12 protein-coding genes are annotated in these 17563 nt (G+C 35.0%); 5 read left to right on the forward strand and 7 right to left on the reverse strand.

The genetic code is table 11. From position 1 onward, the window contains the following. Positions 1-13: 13 nt before the first annotated feature. Both gmk and A0O34_RS12940 read right to left on the reverse strand, forming a co-directional pair. Entirely contained in the window at positions 14-577 is a 564-nt protein-coding gene (gene gmk, locus A0O34_RS12935) for a guanylate kinase (RefSeq protein WP_066755211.1), read from the reverse strand. Positions 578-653: 76 nt separating this feature from the next. After that, positions 654-1511: a YicC/YloC family endoribonuclease gene (locus tag A0O34_RS12940; RefSeq protein WP_066755212.1), complete on the reverse strand. Its 858-nt coding sequence runs from the start codon at positions 1509-1511 to the stop codon at positions 654-656. 216 nt (positions 1512-1727) lie between these two features. Between A0O34_RS12940 and miaA the strand changes: the two genes are divergently transcribed. Next, positions 1728-2648 (forward strand): tRNA (adenosine(37)-N6)-dimethylallyltransferase MiaA, encoded by a 921-nt coding sequence (miaA, locus tag A0O34_RS12945; protein ID WP_066755213.1) that lies wholly within the window; start codon positions 1728-1730, stop codon positions 2646-2648. A 467-nt stretch (positions 2649-3115) separates the two neighbouring features. Here the strand turns inward: miaA and A0O34_RS12950 are convergent, their stop codons facing one another. The 4 genes from A0O34_RS12950 to A0O34_RS12965 all read right to left on the reverse strand — a co-directional run bounded on the left by A0O34_RS12950 (position 3116) and on the right by A0O34_RS12965 (position 10196). After that, the gene (locus A0O34_RS12950; RefSeq protein WP_066755214.1) at positions 3116-4528 is read right to left on the reverse strand and encodes an efflux transporter outer membrane subunit; all 1413 of its coding nucleotides are present in this window, start codon (positions 4526-4528) and stop codon (positions 3116-3118) included. A gap of 321 nt (positions 4529-4849) precedes the next feature. Continuing rightward, positions 4850-8032, reverse strand: coding sequence for an efflux RND transporter permease subunit (locus A0O34_RS12955; RefSeq protein WP_066755215.1), 3183 nt, complete (start codon positions 8030-8032; stop codon positions 4850-4852). A 43-nt stretch (positions 8033-8075) separates the two neighbouring features. After that, positions 8076-9236: an efflux RND transporter periplasmic adaptor subunit gene (locus tag A0O34_RS12960; protein ID WP_066755216.1), complete on the reverse strand. Its 1161-nt coding sequence runs from the start codon at positions 9234-9236 to the stop codon at positions 8076-8078. Between the two features lie 363 nt (positions 9237-9599). Then, positions 9600-10196: a TetR/AcrR family transcriptional regulator gene (locus tag A0O34_RS12965; protein ID WP_066755217.1), complete on the reverse strand. Its 597-nt coding sequence runs from the start codon at positions 10194-10196 to the stop codon at positions 9600-9602. 303 nt (positions 10197-10499) lie between these two features. Here A0O34_RS12965 and A0O34_RS12970 point away from each other — a divergent pair, with 303 nt between their 5' ends. Next, complete coding sequence (locus A0O34_RS12970) at positions 10500-11054, forward strand: thioredoxin family protein (RefSeq protein WP_066755218.1); 555 nt, start codon at positions 10500-10502, stop codon at positions 11052-11054. Positions 11055-11287: 233 nt separating this feature from the next. Here A0O34_RS12970 and A0O34_RS12975 read toward each other — a convergent pair whose 3' ends face one another. Then, positions 11288-12193, reverse strand: a complete 906-nt coding sequence (locus A0O34_RS12975) for an AraC family transcriptional regulator (protein WP_066755219.1) — start codon at positions 12191-12193, stop codon at positions 11288-11290. A 122-nt stretch (positions 12194-12315) separates the two neighbouring features. Between A0O34_RS12975 and A0O34_RS12980 the strand changes: the two genes are divergently transcribed. The 3 genes from A0O34_RS12980 to A0O34_RS12990 are packed head-to-tail and all read left to right on the forward strand — an operon-like array spanning position 12316 to position 17482. Next, entirely contained in the window at positions 12316-13545 is a 1230-nt protein-coding gene (locus tag A0O34_RS12980; protein WP_066755220.1) for an MFS transporter, read from the forward strand. A gap of 2 nt (positions 13546-13547) precedes the next feature. Beyond that, positions 13548-15020, forward strand: a complete 1473-nt coding sequence (locus A0O34_RS12985; protein ID WP_066755221.1) for a trehalase family glycosidase — start codon at positions 13548-13550, stop codon at positions 15018-15020. Between the two features lie 26 nt (positions 15021-15046). Then, positions 15047-17482 carry a TonB-dependent receptor gene (locus tag A0O34_RS12990; RefSeq protein ID WP_066759705.1) on the forward strand — a complete coding sequence of 812 codons (2436 nt, stop codon included), beginning with the start codon at positions 15047-15049 and terminating at the stop codon, positions 17480-17482. Positions 17483-17563 lie beyond the last annotated feature (81 nt).

Genomic DNA, 17563 nt, shown 5'->3' on the forward strand with positions numbered 1-17563 from the left:
CATCTTCCGGCCTTTAATTCCCAATAAAATTTTTTATTAAACTTTCTATTTCTTCTTTTGCAATATCCAGATCGTTATTGATCACGATTTTATCAAATTCTTTTGCGTAAGACATTTCTTCTTCTGCCTTTTCTACGCGGGTTTTGATGGTTTCTGCATCATCTGTGTTTCTGGAAATCAATCTTCGTTCCAATTCTTCAATGGAAGGTGGTTCAATGAAAATAGATAAGGCTTTTTCTCCAAAATATTTTTTTAAAGAAATTCCGCCTTTTACATCAACATCAAAAATCACTACTTTTCCCTGATTCCAGATCTTTTCAACTTCAGATTTTAAAGTACCGTAATATTTATCAGTATACACTTCTTCAAATTCTACAAAAGCATCTTCCGAAATTTTTTGTCTGAATTCATCAGGACTTAAAAAATGATAATCCACTGCATGGGCTTCATTTCCTCTCGGTTGTCTTGTAGTACAAGAAATTGAAAATTGGAGCTCATTAAATATCTCCAAAGAATGCTTTACTAATGTAGTTTTTCCGCTTCCTGACGGCGCTGAAAATATGATAACTTTATTCATATGGTTGTTGGTTGATGGATTTTAGTTGATTGTTGCAGATAAAACAAACAACTATCAACCAAAAACTATCAACTAATTATAATACGTTTAACGTTTGTTCTTTAATTTTTTCCAAATCATCCTTCATCATCACGACCAATTTTTGGATCTCAGCGTGATTGGCTTTTGAACCTAATGTATTGATCTCTCTTCCGATCTCCTGAGAAATAAAACCTAGTTTTTTTCCGTTGAAATCTTCATTGTCCATTACTTCCTGGTAATATTTTAAGTGTTGAGTTAATCTTACTTTTTCCTCAGCAATATCTAATTTCTCTGTGAAATAAGCCATTTCCTGGTAGAAACGAGTTTCATCAACGTTTTCAAATTCTTTTAAAGATTTTTGGTAACGCTCTTTCACACTCTGGATTCTCACTTCTTCAAAAGGAATTACTTCAGATAAATATTTGTCGATATTTTTAATATTCTTCTCAAGTTCTTGGTGTAAGGTTTTTCCTTCCGTTTTTCTGAAATCTTCAAATTTGTCAACCGCATTATTAACAATTTTTGCTAAAGATTCCCATTCGCCATCCGTTAATTCGTCTGGTCTTGAAGTGATAGCATCAGGAAGTCTTACCGCCATTTTAAGGTACTCAAATTCTGGAGCATCAGAAGCAATATTTCGAAGCTCATTCATGTAAGAATCAATCAGTTTTCTATTGATTTTCACATCGTTGGATTCTTCAAGATTTTCTATATTGATATAGCAATCCACTTTTCCACGGATAATTCTATCGTTAAGAATTTTTCTGATCTCGAATTCTTTCTCCTTATAGCGTAACGGTATTTTTATATTTAAATCAAAGCTTTTGCTGTTCAGTGATTTAACATCCACGGTTATTTTTTTTCCTTCAAAAACATCTTCGGCTCTACCGAAACCGGTCATTGATAAAATCATAGTTTTTTATTGTCGTACAAAGATAAACATTTAAGTGTATGTGTTCTCACTATATTCAATTTTAACCACAAAAGTTACAAAAGAAAAGTTTGAAAATATTTAGTTTTCAAAAGCTCAAAAAAGTTTACGTTCCGCTTTTTTGAGCTTTTAAATATCTGAAAATCAAAGAAAGTTTTTGTGACTTAAACAAAAAATCAATTTTCGTAAATTAGCGCTGTGAAAAATAAAAATTTAATTTCTGTTGTAGGCCCCACCGGAATTGGAAAAACAAGATTGGCAATTGATTTGGCTAACCATTTCAGCACAGAGATCATTTCCTGTGATTCTCGCCAGTTTTTTAAGGAAATGAAAATCGGTACCGCCTCGCCTTCAAAGGAAGAATTAGAGCAAGCACCTCATCATTTTATTGGAAATCTTTCTGTTCAGGAATATTATTCAATCGGACAATATGAGGAAGATGCCCTAAAAAAACTCAACGAACTTTTCAAAAAATATGATACTGTCATTTTAGTTGGCGGAAGCATGATGTATGAAAAAGCGGTGATTGAAGGATTGAATGATCTGCCTGAAGCTAATGAAGAAAATCAAAGCAAGCTCCAAGAGATTTTAGATAAAGAAGGAATTGAAAAATTGCAGGAAATCCTGAAAGAACTCGATCCTGAGTATTTTGGTGTGGTAGATTTTCATAATCACCGAAGACTTTTCCGATCTATTGATGTTATTTGGCAGACCAATACAAAATATTCTGAATTAATTGCGGTTTCACAAGATTCAAGAGACTTTAATGTGATCCGAATTGGTATTGAAGCTCCCCGAGAAGAACTGTATGACAGAATTAATAGGAGAGTGGATATGATGATGGAAAAGGGTTTGTTGGAGGAAGCTAGAGGTCTGGAGAAGTTTAAAGGATTAACCGCTTTAAATACGGTTGGATATGCAGAATTATTCAAATATTTTGATGGAGAATGGGAGCTAGATTTTGCAGTTTCTGAAATCAAGAAAAACAGCAGAAGATATTCGAAACGTCAACTGACCTGGTACAGAAAAGCGGATGATATTCATTATTTGCAATTGGGATATTCTCAGGAGGATTTTGATGGTTTAATTGAGTATATTAATGGGGAAATTGGCAAGTAATTTTTTTTTAACGCAAAGATTTATTTTTAATTCTGAATATTTAAGGGAGCAAAGAATTGAATCAATGAAATTGATTCTTACGAAGCTATCTTCATCAGCGACTTTGTCGCTTTTCTTTGCTCACTAAAATATTAGTTTTTATATTAAAACTTTGCGTTTAAATTTAAACCATTAAGATTTTTATTAAGAGGTTAAGATTATTAAGGCATTATTTTATGTTGGTTTTCGCAAAGACGCAATTTTTTCAATTTGTATATATGAAAAAGGCGCAAGGATTTTATCTTCGATAAAATTTAATACGTTAAACTTGCTGAAAATCTTTGATTTTCTTGCGCCTTAAAACAGTCTTTTATTAAAACTTTGCGCCTTAGCGTTTCTCCAACCATTTTATTATCATTGAAGATATTTTAAAATAAAAAAAGTGCGATTCCGAAAAACCGCACTTCAAACAATATTAATTTAATTGACTACTTCCAACCGCCGCCTAGAGCTCGGTATAAATCTACAATACTGCTTAATCTCTGTCTTTTTACGGACGCAAGATTCAGTTCAGCCTGTAGAGAATTTCCCTGAGCTGTAATTACTTCCAGGTAATTTGCCATTCCGCCTTTGTAAAGCATTTCGGCACTTTTAATTCCGTTTTTCAACGTTGCAACTTGTTCGGTTGCTTTTTGTTCCTGAACTTTTAAACTTTCGTTTGAAACTAATGCATCAGAAACTTCACCTACTGCATTCAAAACAGATTGACGGAACGCTAACACGTTCTTCTCTCTCTGAATTTTAGCAACATTTAAATCGGTTTTCAATTGTCTTTTCTGGAAAATAGGTTGAGTTAATCCTCCCAAAACAGATCCGAACAATGAAGCCGGAATCTGAAACCAGTTATCAATTTTAAATGAATTTACTCCACCGTTTGCTGTAATTTTCAATGCAGGATACATATTTGCCTGAGCAATTCCTACCATTGAATTTGATTCCAACAACACCAATTCCTGCTGACGAACATCCGGACGACGACTTACCATTGCTGCAGGAAGTCCTGTAGAAATATTTTGAGGTAAAGAAGTGTCGGACATTTCGATGGTTCTGTTCACTTTATTTGGATTTTCACCCACTAAAATGCTTAGTGCATTTTCCTGAATCGCAATATTCTGTTCTAATTGAGTGATCAAAAGTTCCGTAGATTGCTTTTGAGCAGTTGCCTGCTGAACACCCAACGAAGTGGTATCGCCACTTTGCCACATCTTTTCTGTGATGGAAAGCGTGTTGTTGCTTAATTCTAAATTAGATTTTGCAATATTCATTTGTTTGTCAAGCATCAACAGATTATAATATCCTTGAGCAATCGCTGCAACAACCTGTGTCTGAATTGCTTTTGTCGCTTCATAAGTCTGCAGATACTGCATTCTTGAAACCTCTTGTTGATTTTTAATTTTCCCCCAAATATCAGCTTCCCAAGATAAATTAAAGGCTGCATTGTAATCTTCAACATGGCTTTGACCTAAAAATAAATTTAAGCTTTGTCCATTCATGCTGTTTTTTGACGGTTTTGAAATCTGTGCTGAAACCCCGAAACCAACCTCAGGATATTGAAGGTATTTTGCCTGTTTCAATCTTTCCTGTGAAGAAGCGACTTGCTTTAAAGCAATCTGAAGGTCATAATTATGGGTAATTCCTTTTTCAATTAAACCCTGTAAAATAGGGTCGCTGAAAAATTGTTTCCATTCCAGGTTGGCAACACTTGCTGTGTCTGCGGTTGCCGTGTATTGGAATTTCTCTGGAAGCTCAAGCTCTGGTTCTGCGTATGCCAATTTGGAGACACACGAAACCGAGCCTAAAGCCAATATAAATGTGAGAAAAATATTCTTTATTCTTTTCATATGGAGATATTTATTTTTATTAAAAGGTCATATGTAATCGCTGGATTTTGTTGAAATTTTCGTTTCCAAGTGATGGCGATTTCATAATTTTTAAACTTTTAATTGAATACAAAACTTTGAGAGTTTTTATTTTAAAACAAAGATGTCTTTAGTAGGAGAAAATACTTTGCTTTTATGATAGGAGTTTGAATAGTTGCTGCTCTATTTTTTGTTTTGACCACAGATTTCACAGATTTTCACAGATGATTGTGTTTATTTGTGAAAATATTTGTGTTGTTTGTGATTAAGCCAAATCTCTCAAAGTTTGTAAATCATTTTTTATTAATGAGCAGTTGCTAAAAGTTCTTCCTGTTGTTTTTGTTTTAACAGTCTTTTTTGTTTTCTGCTTGGCATTTTTTCATGTAAATATTGGAAGATCACATACATCACCGGAATGATGAAAATCCCGAATACAACTCCTGTAAACATTCCTCCAACTGTACTGATACCGATAGAGTGGTTACCTTTTGCCGCCGCACCCTGCGTCCAAACTAATGGAAGCATACCGATGATGAAGGCAAATGAGGTCATTAAGATTGGTCTTAAACGTAATCTTGAAGCCTGAAGAGCAGATTCAATTAATGATTTTCCTGCTTTTCTTCTTTGTACGGCAAATTCTACAATCAGAATCGCGTTTTTAGCTAATAATCCGACGAGCATGATCAATCCAACCTGAACGTAAATATTATTATCAATTCCGGCTAATCCTGTGAAAAAGAATACTCCGAAAATCCCTGTAGGAACAGTCAAAATAACTGCAAACGGAAGAATATAACTTTCATACTGAGCTGCCAGCAAGAAATACACAAATAAGATACTTAACATGAATACAAACGCTGTTTGTCCACCAGTTTTGATCTCTTCACGGGTAATACCTGTCCATTCGTAACCGTAACCTCTTGGAAGTGATTGTTTTGCTACTTCTTCAACTGCTTTAATGGCATCTCCTGTACTGTAACCAGGTTTTGGAGTTCCGTTAATTGTAACAGCATTGAATAAATTGTTTCTTGTCACAGTTTCAGGTCCGAAGGTTCTTTTTAAAGTCACTAAAGTCTTCACAGGAACCATTTCTCCTGTCTTATTTTTAACATAAATCCCCTCCAGAGAATTTGCATCCGTACGATAAGGAACATCTGCCTGAGCCATTACTCTGTAGTATTTCCCGAATCTGTTGAAATCTGAAACGAAGCTACTTCCGTAATAAATCTGCATCGTCTGCATCAATTCTGTTATAGAAACTCCTAATTGATTAGCTTTATCAGCATTAACATCAATTGTATATTGTGGATTTCCAGCTGCATACGTTGTAAAGGCGAATGCAATTTCAGGACGTTTCATTAATTCTCCGATAAATGCCTGAGTGGTTGTTCCCAATTGCTCAAAAGAACCGTTGGTTTTATCCTGAAGCATAAATTCAAAACCAGACACGTTACCAAAACCCTGAACAGTAGGGAAGTTGAAGAAGAATGCGTTGGAATCTTTCACCTGTGCAACTTTTCCTGTCAATGCAGCTGCAATTTGATCTGGATCTTTCATCTCGCCACGTTTGTCATAATCTTTAAGTTTAATAAAACCGGCAGAATAAGGAGAAGCGTTGGCGTTACTGATGAAGTTCATTCCATCGGCTACCCAAAGGTGGTTCGTGGCTTTTTCACCATTTACAATCTTATCGATTTGTTCAGTTGCTCTGTGCGTTCTTTCCAATGAACTTCCCGGAGGTGTATTCACAGCATACAAAACGAAACCTTGATCTTCGGTAGGAATAAACCCTGTTGGAGCTTTATTAATTAAGAAAATACTTGCAGCAATAATAAGTGCTAAACCTGAAACGGCTACCCACTTGTTTTTAATTAAAAATTTAAGGCTGTAAATATATTTTCTGGTCATTTTGTTGAAGCTTGCATTAAATGCATTGAAAAATTTCGCTCCAAAACCTTTTCTATGACCGTGTTCGCCATGTTCTCCCTGAGGATCATTTAATAATAATGCACATAAAGCTGGACTTAATGTTAATGCATTTACTGCTGAAATCATGATCGCAATTACCAAAGTAAAGGCAAACTGTCTGTAGAAAACTCCCGCAGGACCCTGCATGAAACCAACCGGAATAAACACGGCACACATCACCAATGTAATCGAAATAATCGCACCGGAAATTTCACTCATGGAATTAGTTGTCGCTTGTTCCACAGGCATTCCTGTCTGCTCCATTTTGGAATGGACGGCTTCAACGACGACAATTGCATCATCCACCACAATACCAATGGCGAGTACTAATGCAAACAATGTCAACATATTAATACTGAAACCAAATAATTGAAGGAAGAAGAACGTACCGATAATCGCAACCGGAACTGCAATCGCAGGAATTAATGTAGATCTAAAATCCTGAAGGAAAATATACACTACAATAAATACCAAGATAAATGCAATCACTAAAGTCTCTACAACCTGATGAATAGACGCATCCAAGAAATCTTTGGAGTTGTACATGATGATCGGTTTTACTCCTTTTGGAAGTGTTGTTGAGAACTGATCAACCTGTTTTTCAATTTCAGTTAAAATCTCGTTGGCGTTTGAACCTGCAGTCTGTAAGATGGCAAATCCGGCAACAGGTTTTCCGTCAACTCTGTTCGCTGCTGTGTAAGTATATGAACCGAATTCTACTCTTGCCAGATCTTTCAATCTTAAAAATGAGCCATCATTATTGGCTTTAATAGCAATATTTTCGTAGTCTTCGTTTTTGTTTAATTTACCTTTATACTTTAAAATATATTCGTAAGTTTCTTTACTTCCCTGTCCAAGACGTCCTGGAGCAGCTTCAAGGTTATGGTCTTTGATGGCTGCTAAAACTTCCTGTGGAGAAAGACCATTAGCTGCTAATCTGTCTGGTTTCAACCAAATTCTCATTGAGTAATCTCTCGTTCCGAAAACCTGAGCCTGTGCAACCCCTGGAATACGCTGAATTTGTGGAATTACATTGATTTTAAGGTAATTCTGTAAGAAAAGTTCATCATATTGCTTTGGATCATCACTGGATAATCCCATGAACATGATCATACTGTTCTGAACTTTCTGAGTTGAGATTCCCGCCTGCACAACTTCTTGCGGAAGCTGGCTCATCGCTTTTGATACACGGTTTTGAACGTTTACCGCAGCATTATCCGGGTCAGAACCTTGTTTGAAAAATACGCTCAAAGTCATTGATCCGTCGTTACTTGAGTTGGAAGTCATGTATGTCATGTTCTCCACTCCGTTTACTGCTTCTTCAATAGGAACCGCTACCGAACGGGCAACAACTTCTGCATTCGCTCCCGGATAAAATGCCGTCACCTGAACACTTGGAGGTGCAATATCCGGAAATAACGTCACCGGAAGGTTGAAAACCGACATCGCTCCCAAGAGTAAGAGTATGATGGAGATGACCGTTGAAAGTACCGGTCTTTCTATAAATTGTTTTAACATAAGAAGTTTATTTTTTTAAGTCTTCTGTTTTTGAAAAGGATGGTTACAAAGGTTTTGCTCTCAAAAGGCTATCAGAAGAAATAACTTTTGGCTGAATGGCAACACCGTCTTTCAATGCTCCGAGTCCTGTAAATACGATTTTATCTCCCACAGCAAGTCCTTCTGAAATGAAGTAATAGCTATCTGTTTTTCCAGAGATTTTTACAGGTTTTCCGGTTACTTTTTTATCCTTTCCAACTACATAAACGTAGGTTTTGTCTTGGATTTCAAAAGTTGCTTCTTGCGGAATAACAAGCGTACTGGTGAATAATTGAGGCATACGAACTCGACCAGTATTTCCTGTTCTCAACGTTCCGTTTGCATTCGGGAACACGGCGCGAACGCTTATTGCTCCTGTACTTTTGTCAAACTGTCCGTCAACAATGCTCATTTTACCTTTTTCTGGATACGTGCTGTTGTCTGCGATGACCAAGTCTACCATTGGCATATTTTTCAGTTTCTCGTTTAAAGTTGCTCCGGGATATTTATTTTGAAAAGCAATAAAATCCAGTTCGCTTAAAGAGAAATAGGCATAAATTTCGCTGATATCAGATAACAAAGTCAATGGACTTGGGTCTGTTCTTGAAATTAAACTTCCTTTTTTGTAAGGAATTCTTCCGATATATCCGCTAACGGGCGCTGTGATCGTAGTAAATCCTACATTGATTCTAGCTCCACCCACAGAAGCTTTCGCCTGAGCTGCAGCTGCCACGGCTGCAGCATAATTTGCTTTTGCAGTTTTCATCTGAACATCAGAAACTACTTTTGCAGCTACCAACGGCTGAAGTCTGTCAACCTCAACTTTAGCTTTCTGAATATTGGCATTGGCAACTTGTAAATTGGCTTGTGCCATATTCATTTGCTCACCATAAGCTCTTGAATCTATTTTAAATAAAGGTTGTCCGGCTTTTACATAAGCGCCTTCCTCTACATAAATTCTATCTAAATATCCGTCAACCTGAGATCTGATTTCTACATTATTTTTTCCTTCTAAAGCTGTCGGGAATTCCTGATATACTGTTGCAGGTGATGTGATTACGGTATAAACTGGCAATTCTGGTGCAGGTGGAGCAGCGTTTGATCCTTCGGCTGCCTTGGTGCAATTCTGTAAAAGGATAATACTTGAAATTAGTATGATAATCCTTATTTTTGCAAGTGTTTTCATTTTAAGTTTAAATTTTTAATGAAGTGTTAGATTAAGTAGTATTGTTTTTAATTTAAATTCCGTTATTTTTCCTAACAGTGTTAATGATTAGTTCAAAAAAAATTACAGAATTCTTAATATAGATGATATTATTGTTTACATAATTATAATTTTTTTAATGTTGGTTTTAATTTATAAATGATGTGTTTGGCGTTATTTTTCCTAACGGTGTTAATGGTAAGGAAAGAAAATTACATACAGTAATGCTATAAAATTAGTCTTCATTTTTAAAGTTTTTTCTTTTTTAGTTTTAAAAAAATTGAATAATGTTAATTATTCCGTGTTACTTTTCCTAACGGTGTTAATTTTTGGTTCAAAAAAAAATTACAAAGATTTAACAAAAGCCGCAACCGTTTCGTCTAATGTTGTTTTATTCATTGTAGAAGGGATATCATCGTTACGCATCATCATAATAGAGATCAAACCATGCACCGCAGAAAATAATGCGTGAGAGGAGTGGCAAGCATTATCAGGATTTGAACCTTTTTTCTTGATAATCTCATAAGTACAATCGTAGATCATGTCCTGAAACGAAGAAAATTCTTCTTTCATCAAACCTTTTCCGCTGCATTGCATTCCCAGCCCAAACATCAGTTGGTAATATTCTTTATTTTTAAATGCAAACTTCCAGTAAGCATCAACAATAGCTGTAATCTGCTCTTCTGGAGTATCATGCTTCTTTTGAGCCTTTAATAATTCTATATGCAGACAGTGAAAACCATTTATAGAAATTTCATACAGGATAGCTTCCTTGTTTTCAAAATAATCGTAAACTACAGGTGCACTGTATTCTATAGCGTCAGCAATTTTACGGATTGAAAGTGAGGCCCAACCTTCCGTTTTAGCCAAAGAAAAAGCCGCATCCAAAATATTGGCACGTATTGATTCTTTTTCTCTTTGACGACGTTCATGTAAGCCCATGATTTTTTATTTTACTAACAGTGTTAGCAAAACTACAAACTTTTAAGTATATCTTCCAAATGTATTTCACTATTTAAGACTGACTAAAGGTTTTAAAATAATTTTATAAATAGGTGAATGTAGTAAGAATGGGAGCTTAAGTAGATGATTTTGGAATTATTGTAAAAATTAATAGGATAAATAGCCTAAGTCGATTGAATGATAATTGTTTTTTTAAATCCCGTAACTTTCTTCTTCCCGCTTCAAGCTTCCTTACCTATATAATAAAAGAAATTTTTATCTTTGTGGCTAAATAAAAAAGATATGAATACTCCCTCAAATATGATCGCATTAGGAACAAAAGCTCCTTTTTTTGAGCTTCCGAATCCTTCAAAAAGTAATGAAATCCAATCATTGGATGATTTGAAAGGTAAAAAAGGAACATTGGTGATCTTTATGTGCAACCATTGCCCGTTCGTTCTTCACGTAATCGATAAATTGAATGAATTATATGAAGATTATAACGAAAGAGGAATAGAATTCATCGCGATCAACGCTAATAACGTAGAAAAATATCCGGATGATTCTCCAGAGAAAATGATCGAATTCCAAATTGAAAAGAACTTTGACTTTCCTTATTTATATGACGAAAGCCAGGCAATCGCAAAAGCATACGAAGCCGCTTGTACACCGGATTTCTTTTTCTTTGATGAAAAATTAGACCTTATTTACAGAGGACAAATGGATGACTCAAGACCTGGAAATAATAAAGATGTTACGGGTGAAGACCTTATTATCGCTTTTGAAAATCTTTTATTAGGCGAGCCTCAGGAAGATATTCAAAGACCAAGCATGGGTTGTAATATTAAATGGAAATAAATTTTAAATTGATAGTTGCGGGTTGTCAGTTGACGGCTTTGTAATTTGATGATAATATAAAGCTGTTCTTTTTGAGCAGCTTTTTTATTTAATATTGTTTAAAAAATATTTTTCACGAAAATGTTGTTCTAATTAATTGTAATTGTGTATTTTACACGGAGTTTAATGTTTTTTTTTATTAGCTTTAAAAGTTATTAACACGGTTATCCACAGAGTTATCCACAATTTTTGTTTTAAAAACTAGCCTTGATTTTAACTTCATTTTCAATCTTCAAGTCTACATTCACTTTACTAGGAGAATAATTTTTAATAAACTCAGAAGGCGTTTTTTGGGTGTATTTTTTAAACATTCTATTAAAATAAGTTACATTATTAAAACCGCAGCTGTAACTGCATTCTGAGATACTTTTATCCTGCGCCATCAGTAGGCAGGCCTTATTGATACGATATCGGTTCACAAATTCTGTAAACGTAATCTGTGTGGCTTTTTTGAAAAAATTACAGAAAGCGGGAAGGGTGAGATTGGCCAGTTTTGCAACATCTTCAATATTAATTTCTTTGTCATAATTATGTTCAACAAAGGTGAAAATATTTTCCAAACGGGTTTTATTTCTTGAAATGATCGTGTAAGGCATGATTTCCTTGTTTAAAAGTTCATAATCCTTACATTTTGAAAGTTCAAACAAAATTTCCAACAACAATAAATATCTTTTATAACCTTCAGATTCTAACATGAGTTTTAATCTTGGAAGCATTGATTTTTTGACCTTGGTATGAAATTGAATGCCATATTTTGAAAGCTCCAACAGGTTTTTAATAGATCTCGCTTCAACTTCTTGTTGCGGAAACTGCAAAATATCTTCATTGAATTGTAAAACAATTTCCTCGTGCGGGTCAATAGAGTTTAATCCAAATCCCGAGTGTGGAATATTAGAACCAATCAACACCAAATCACCGTTCGTATAATTGCTTTTGTGGTAGCCAACGTGGCGCGTTCCGTTCCCTGAAATCACGCACACAAGCTCAATTTCGGGATGATAATGGTATTCCCATTTAAATTCCGAAATAGGTGAGTTGTTATGAATTGTGCGAAAAGAGCTCTTTTCATCGGGGATCACTCGTTCAAATGTAACTTTCATTCAGTTAATCGTATTTTATCGACTAAAATAATAATTATATTAATATAGTTCAAATATTCATTTACTGTGTTAAATTAACGTTAACACAAATGCTTATATCTTAGCCACCAAGAAATTATTTAATGAAAAATTTCAACATAAAGGCAGTTTTATTTTTAAATTATTTTGTTTTTGCAATTCTATTGAATTCTGTGGGAACGGTAATTTTACAGATGCAGCAAAATTTCGGGATCTCGAAATCTTCTGCAAGTATTTTGGAGGGTTTTAAAGACTTGCCGATTGCTATTTGTTCGTTCATTTTAGCATCTTTTTTACCAAAAATAGGAATCAAAAAATCAATGCTGATTGCATTGTTTTTGGTGAGTTGCATGTGCTTTGTAATGCCTTTTTCTGATGATTTCTGGTTTTTCAAATTACTGTTTACGATTGTCGGAATTTCTTTCGCCTTGATTAAAATTTCGGTTTTCACATCTATCGGATTGGTGACAAATACAGATAAGGAACACTCAAGTTTTATGGGATATCTGGAAGGATTTTTCATGATTGGAGTGTTGGTTGGAAATGTTTTATTCAGTTTATTTATTGACGATCATAATTCGAAATCTACGCATTGGCTGAATGTCTATTGGGTGTTGGGAGCACTTTCTACACTATCATTTCTGTTTCTTTTCTTTTCAAAATTGAATGAAAATGAAGCAAAAAGCGAAAAAACAGACTTGTTGGGAGATCTAAAAAACAGTGCAAGTTTATTCAGTTACAGAAAAGTGTTGTTCTTTTTATTATGTGCTTTTCTTTTTGTTTTGGTAGAACAGAGTTTCCAAACGTGGACGCCGACTTTTTATAAAGAAATCCTAAAAGTTCCAACTTCGATGAGTATTCAGGCGGGTGCGGTTTTGGCGGGTGCTTTTGCGTTGGGAAGATTTTTATCGGGGTTTTTTTCGAAAAAATTCAGTTGGATTTACGTTGTTTCCTTTTGTGTAATTGGTTTTGCAATAAGTATTTTATTGGTTTTACCTTTAACTCACAATATTCATATCGACACAGGAACAACTTGGCTGAACGCTCCATTGGTTGTGTATTTATTTCCATTAATGGGCGGTTTGTTGGCTCCGATTTACCCAAGTATTAATTCTGTGATCTTAGCATCAATTCCAAAATATTTACACAGTGCAATGTCTGGTTTGATTGTCGTTTTTTCTGCCATCGGAGGAACAATTGGTTCGATAATTACAGGTTTTGTATTTGAAAAATTTAGCGGACAACAGGCGTTTTACCTTTCATTAATTCCACTTTCAATGTTGATTGTTTCGGCAATTTTCATGAATAAATTAAAAATAAATCCTAAAAAATAAAAATGAGTAATCAACTTTACATAAACGAAATTCAGGTTCTTTTTGATGATGTTCAAAGATCTAAAGTTTTTGAAGATCAAAAGATGATGACAGATGCGGTTCCATTATTTTCTATTGCTGAAATTAATTCAAAATATGAAAAGGAAAAAGATACAGACGGTTTTGATTTGAAAGCTTTTGTAATGTCAAATTTCGATTTTTTGGGCGCTAAAATTTCGATCACGAGAGAAAAACAGTTGCCAATTAACGAACATATCGAAAAACTTTGGGATGAACTGACAAGAACTGCTTACGAAGAAAAGGGAACATTATTAAAACTTCCAAAGCCTTATGTAGTTCCGGGAGGGCGTTTCAACGAGTTTTTCTATTGGGACAGCTATTTTATTATGCTTGGTTTACAGGTTTCTGGAAGAGTAGAAATGATGGAGAATATTATTGAAAGCTGTTCTTATTTAATTCAAACCGTTGGATTTGTGCCGAATGCGAGCAGAACTCATTTTTTGAGTCGTTCTCAACCTCCGTATTTTTCTTTGATGCTTGATTTGCTTTTTGAAACCACAAAAGACGAAAACATTTACATCAAATATCATGATACACTGGAAAAAGAGTATGCTTTCTGGATGAATGGTGAAGAAGGCTTGGAAAATGGTTCTAATACAAAAAGAGTTGTAAAAACAGTTGACGGAGATATTTTAAACCGTTATTACGACGCAGAAAACGAACCTCGTCCTGAAAGTTATTTAATTGATATTGAAGACAGCGAAAATACAGAAGGCGAATTTTACAGAAACATAAGAAGCGCCTGCGAATCGGGTTGGGATTTTTCCAGCAGATGGTTTGCAGATGGCGAAACAATACAAACAATAGAAACACTGAATCTTGCTGAGGTTGATCTGAACTGTCTTTTATGGCATTTGGAAAATACGTTAGCAAAATCTTCAGCGCTACAAAATTTAACAGAAAAGGAATTTTACTTTACTCAAAGAGCAGCAAAGCGAAGACAGATGATCGATAAATACTTTTGGGATGAAAACATGTATAAAGATTATCACACAAAAAAACACACAACAACACCATCTGAACATATTGCTGCTCTTTATCCTTTATTCCTTGGTTTGGCCAGTGAAGAACAGGCGAAATCTGTTGCAAAAAACATAGAAGAAAAGTTCTTGTATCAGGGCGGATTGGTTACCACAACCAAAAACTCAGGGCAACAATGGGATTTACCGAATGCTTGGGCGCCTTATCAATGGTTAGGTTTTAAATCAATGAAAAATTATGGATTTGATGATCTGGCCGAGAAAATTAAAAATAACTGGTGTTCGAATGTAGAACGAGTGTACAACAACACCGGAAAATTAATGGAGAAATATAATGCTCTGGATACAGAAACGATTGCCGGAGGTGGAGAATATCCAAATCAAGACGGTTTTGGCTGGACGAACGGTGTTTATTTAAAATTAAAACAAAATTAAAACTAACTATAAAAAATCATATGGCTATGAAAAAAAAATCGATCTTTTTAATTGCCGGTATTGCAACGCTTTATTTCAACAATGCGTATGCTCAGGAAACTCCACAGGATTCTACCAGATCGGCATCTATTGAACAAGTAGTAATCACTGGTAACTCAAATCCTAAAAAGAAAATAGAATCAAGTACCGCAATTTCTACCTTTAGTGCAAAAGAAATTCAGAAACAAAACCCGATTAGTGCGGCTGCTTTGCTACAAAGAGTTCCGGGGTTTGCCGTGGAAACTTCTGGTGGTGAAGTAGGAAACAACCTTTTTGCAAGAGGTATTCCTTCTGCAGGAGCTTATGAATTTGTGCAGGTTCAGGAAGACGGATTGCCTGTTTTCGAAGATGGAGCTTTGCAGTTTGCTAACGCAGATAATTTCTTCCGTGTTGATAATTCAGTGAGTAGATTAGAAGCTTTGAGAGGAGGTTCAGGATCTATTTTCGCAACGAATTCTCCTGGAGGTTTGATCAACTTTATTACAAAAGAAGGCGGTAACGACTTTAAAGGAACTGCAAAAATTGAGACAAGTACTTACGGTTTAATGCGTACCGATGTCAACTTGGGTGGCGCTTTGGTTCAGGATAAATTGTTCTTCAATGTTGGCGGGTTCTACAGAAGCGATGACGGAATCAGAAAAACTGGTTTTAAAGCCAATCAGGGCGGACAAATCAGAATGAATCTGAAATATGTTTTTGATAAAGGATACGCTAAAGTTTATTATAAAAAACTAGACGACAGAAATACGTTCTATCTTCCGATTCCTTTGGTAAGAGACGGAAATGATATAAAAGAATTTGGTGGTTTTGATGCTAATTATGGAACTTACAGCTACAGAACGATCAGTCAGTTAAATATTCCCCAAGCAGGCGGCGGATTTTTCAACAGAAATTTAGAAGATGGAATTCATCCGAAGGTTGATGTTTTAGGAGCTGAATTTAAATATGATCTTGGAAATAATTTCTCTGTTTTAAACAAAACAAGATATACCAATATCAATATGAATTATACGGGGATTTTCCCGGCTGGTGGGCCTCAATTGGCGTCTGATTTTGCTAAAGCAAATGGAATTGCCGGAAACAATTTCCAATATTCATCAGTAAGCTCAGGAGCAATTATGAATCCGGCTTATGTTCAGGAATTAGGATTCTGGGCGATTGATAAGCAGATGAATAACTTTGTAAATGACTTACAGTTCAATTACAAATTTGACAAAGGAAATGTAACGGCAGGTTTCTATAAATCAAACTGGAAATCCCACCAATACTGGAACTGGAGCAATATTCTAACAACAGCAACAGACAGACCGGAACTTCTTAATTTGGTTGATACTTCATTAACGCCAAACAGTGTTGGATATTCTAAAACTTATAATGGAGTTACAGATATGACTTTCCTTCAGAGAGATACACAAACTCAAGGAAGTTTGAATGATCTTTATGCAAATTTAGACTATAACATTACGGATGATTTAAGCGTAAATGCCGGACTTCGTTATAGTCATGATTATTATAAAGGAAATTTTGCTAATACAACGAGCGCTAATCTTAATAACTCAGGATTAACGACAGATGGAACTCATAGCTTTTTAACAACAACGGCGGATGACAATATGAGTGTTTTAGGAAATAAATACACGTATTGGAATTATAATATTGATAAAGTTTCTTTCACTCTTGCTGCAAACTATAAAATTAACAGAGAAAATGCAGTGTATGCTCGTTTTTCTAATGGTTTCAGATCTCCGAATGAAGAAGCGTATTATAATTATTTCTCCAACCCGACACCGGATCAGCCTTTGAAATCTGTATCAACCAATCAGTTTGAAGTAGGATATAAATATTATTCAAGAACATTTGATATTGCTGTAATTCCTTTTTACTCAACACTTAAAAACCTTTCGTTTACGGATGTTTTCTCTGATGGAACTTCAGAAAATACTTTTGCTAATACCAAAAACTTTGGGGTTGAATTAGAAGGATATGCAAGATTGTTTGATAATGTATTGGAACTTACCTTTAACGGAACAATTCAAAATCCGAAGTATGACGGCTTGGAAGCAGGAAGCGTTCTGGAAGGGAATGTAGTAAGAAGAATCCCGAAATTATATTTTAATATTTCGCCAGCCGTAAATATTACGAAGCAATGGAGAACGTATGTAAGCTATAATTATTATGGTAAACGTTTTCAGGATCAGACAAATCAAGATACTTTACCTGCATTTGGTGAAGTTGGAGCCGGAATGTCTTATCAGTTAGGAAAAATACGTTTTGCAGTTGATGGAACGAATATTTTCAATACGATCGGAATTACAGAAGGAGATCCAAGATCACAATCTGTACAACAAGCGGGTAGTACGACGATCATGGCAAGACCAATTATGGGTGCTGCTGTAAGAGCGTCAGTTGCATTTGACTTCTAAATAACTTAGTTTTTTTCATATCAAATTAAGAAACCGTCAGATTTTTTCTGACGGTTTTGTTTATCAATAGGAACGGGCTTT

The sequence above is a fragment of the Chryseobacterium glaciei genome (assembly GCF_001648155.1).
Taxonomy (GTDB): Bacteria; Bacteroidota; Bacteroidia; order Flavobacteriales; family Weeksellaceae; genus Chryseobacterium; species Chryseobacterium glaciei.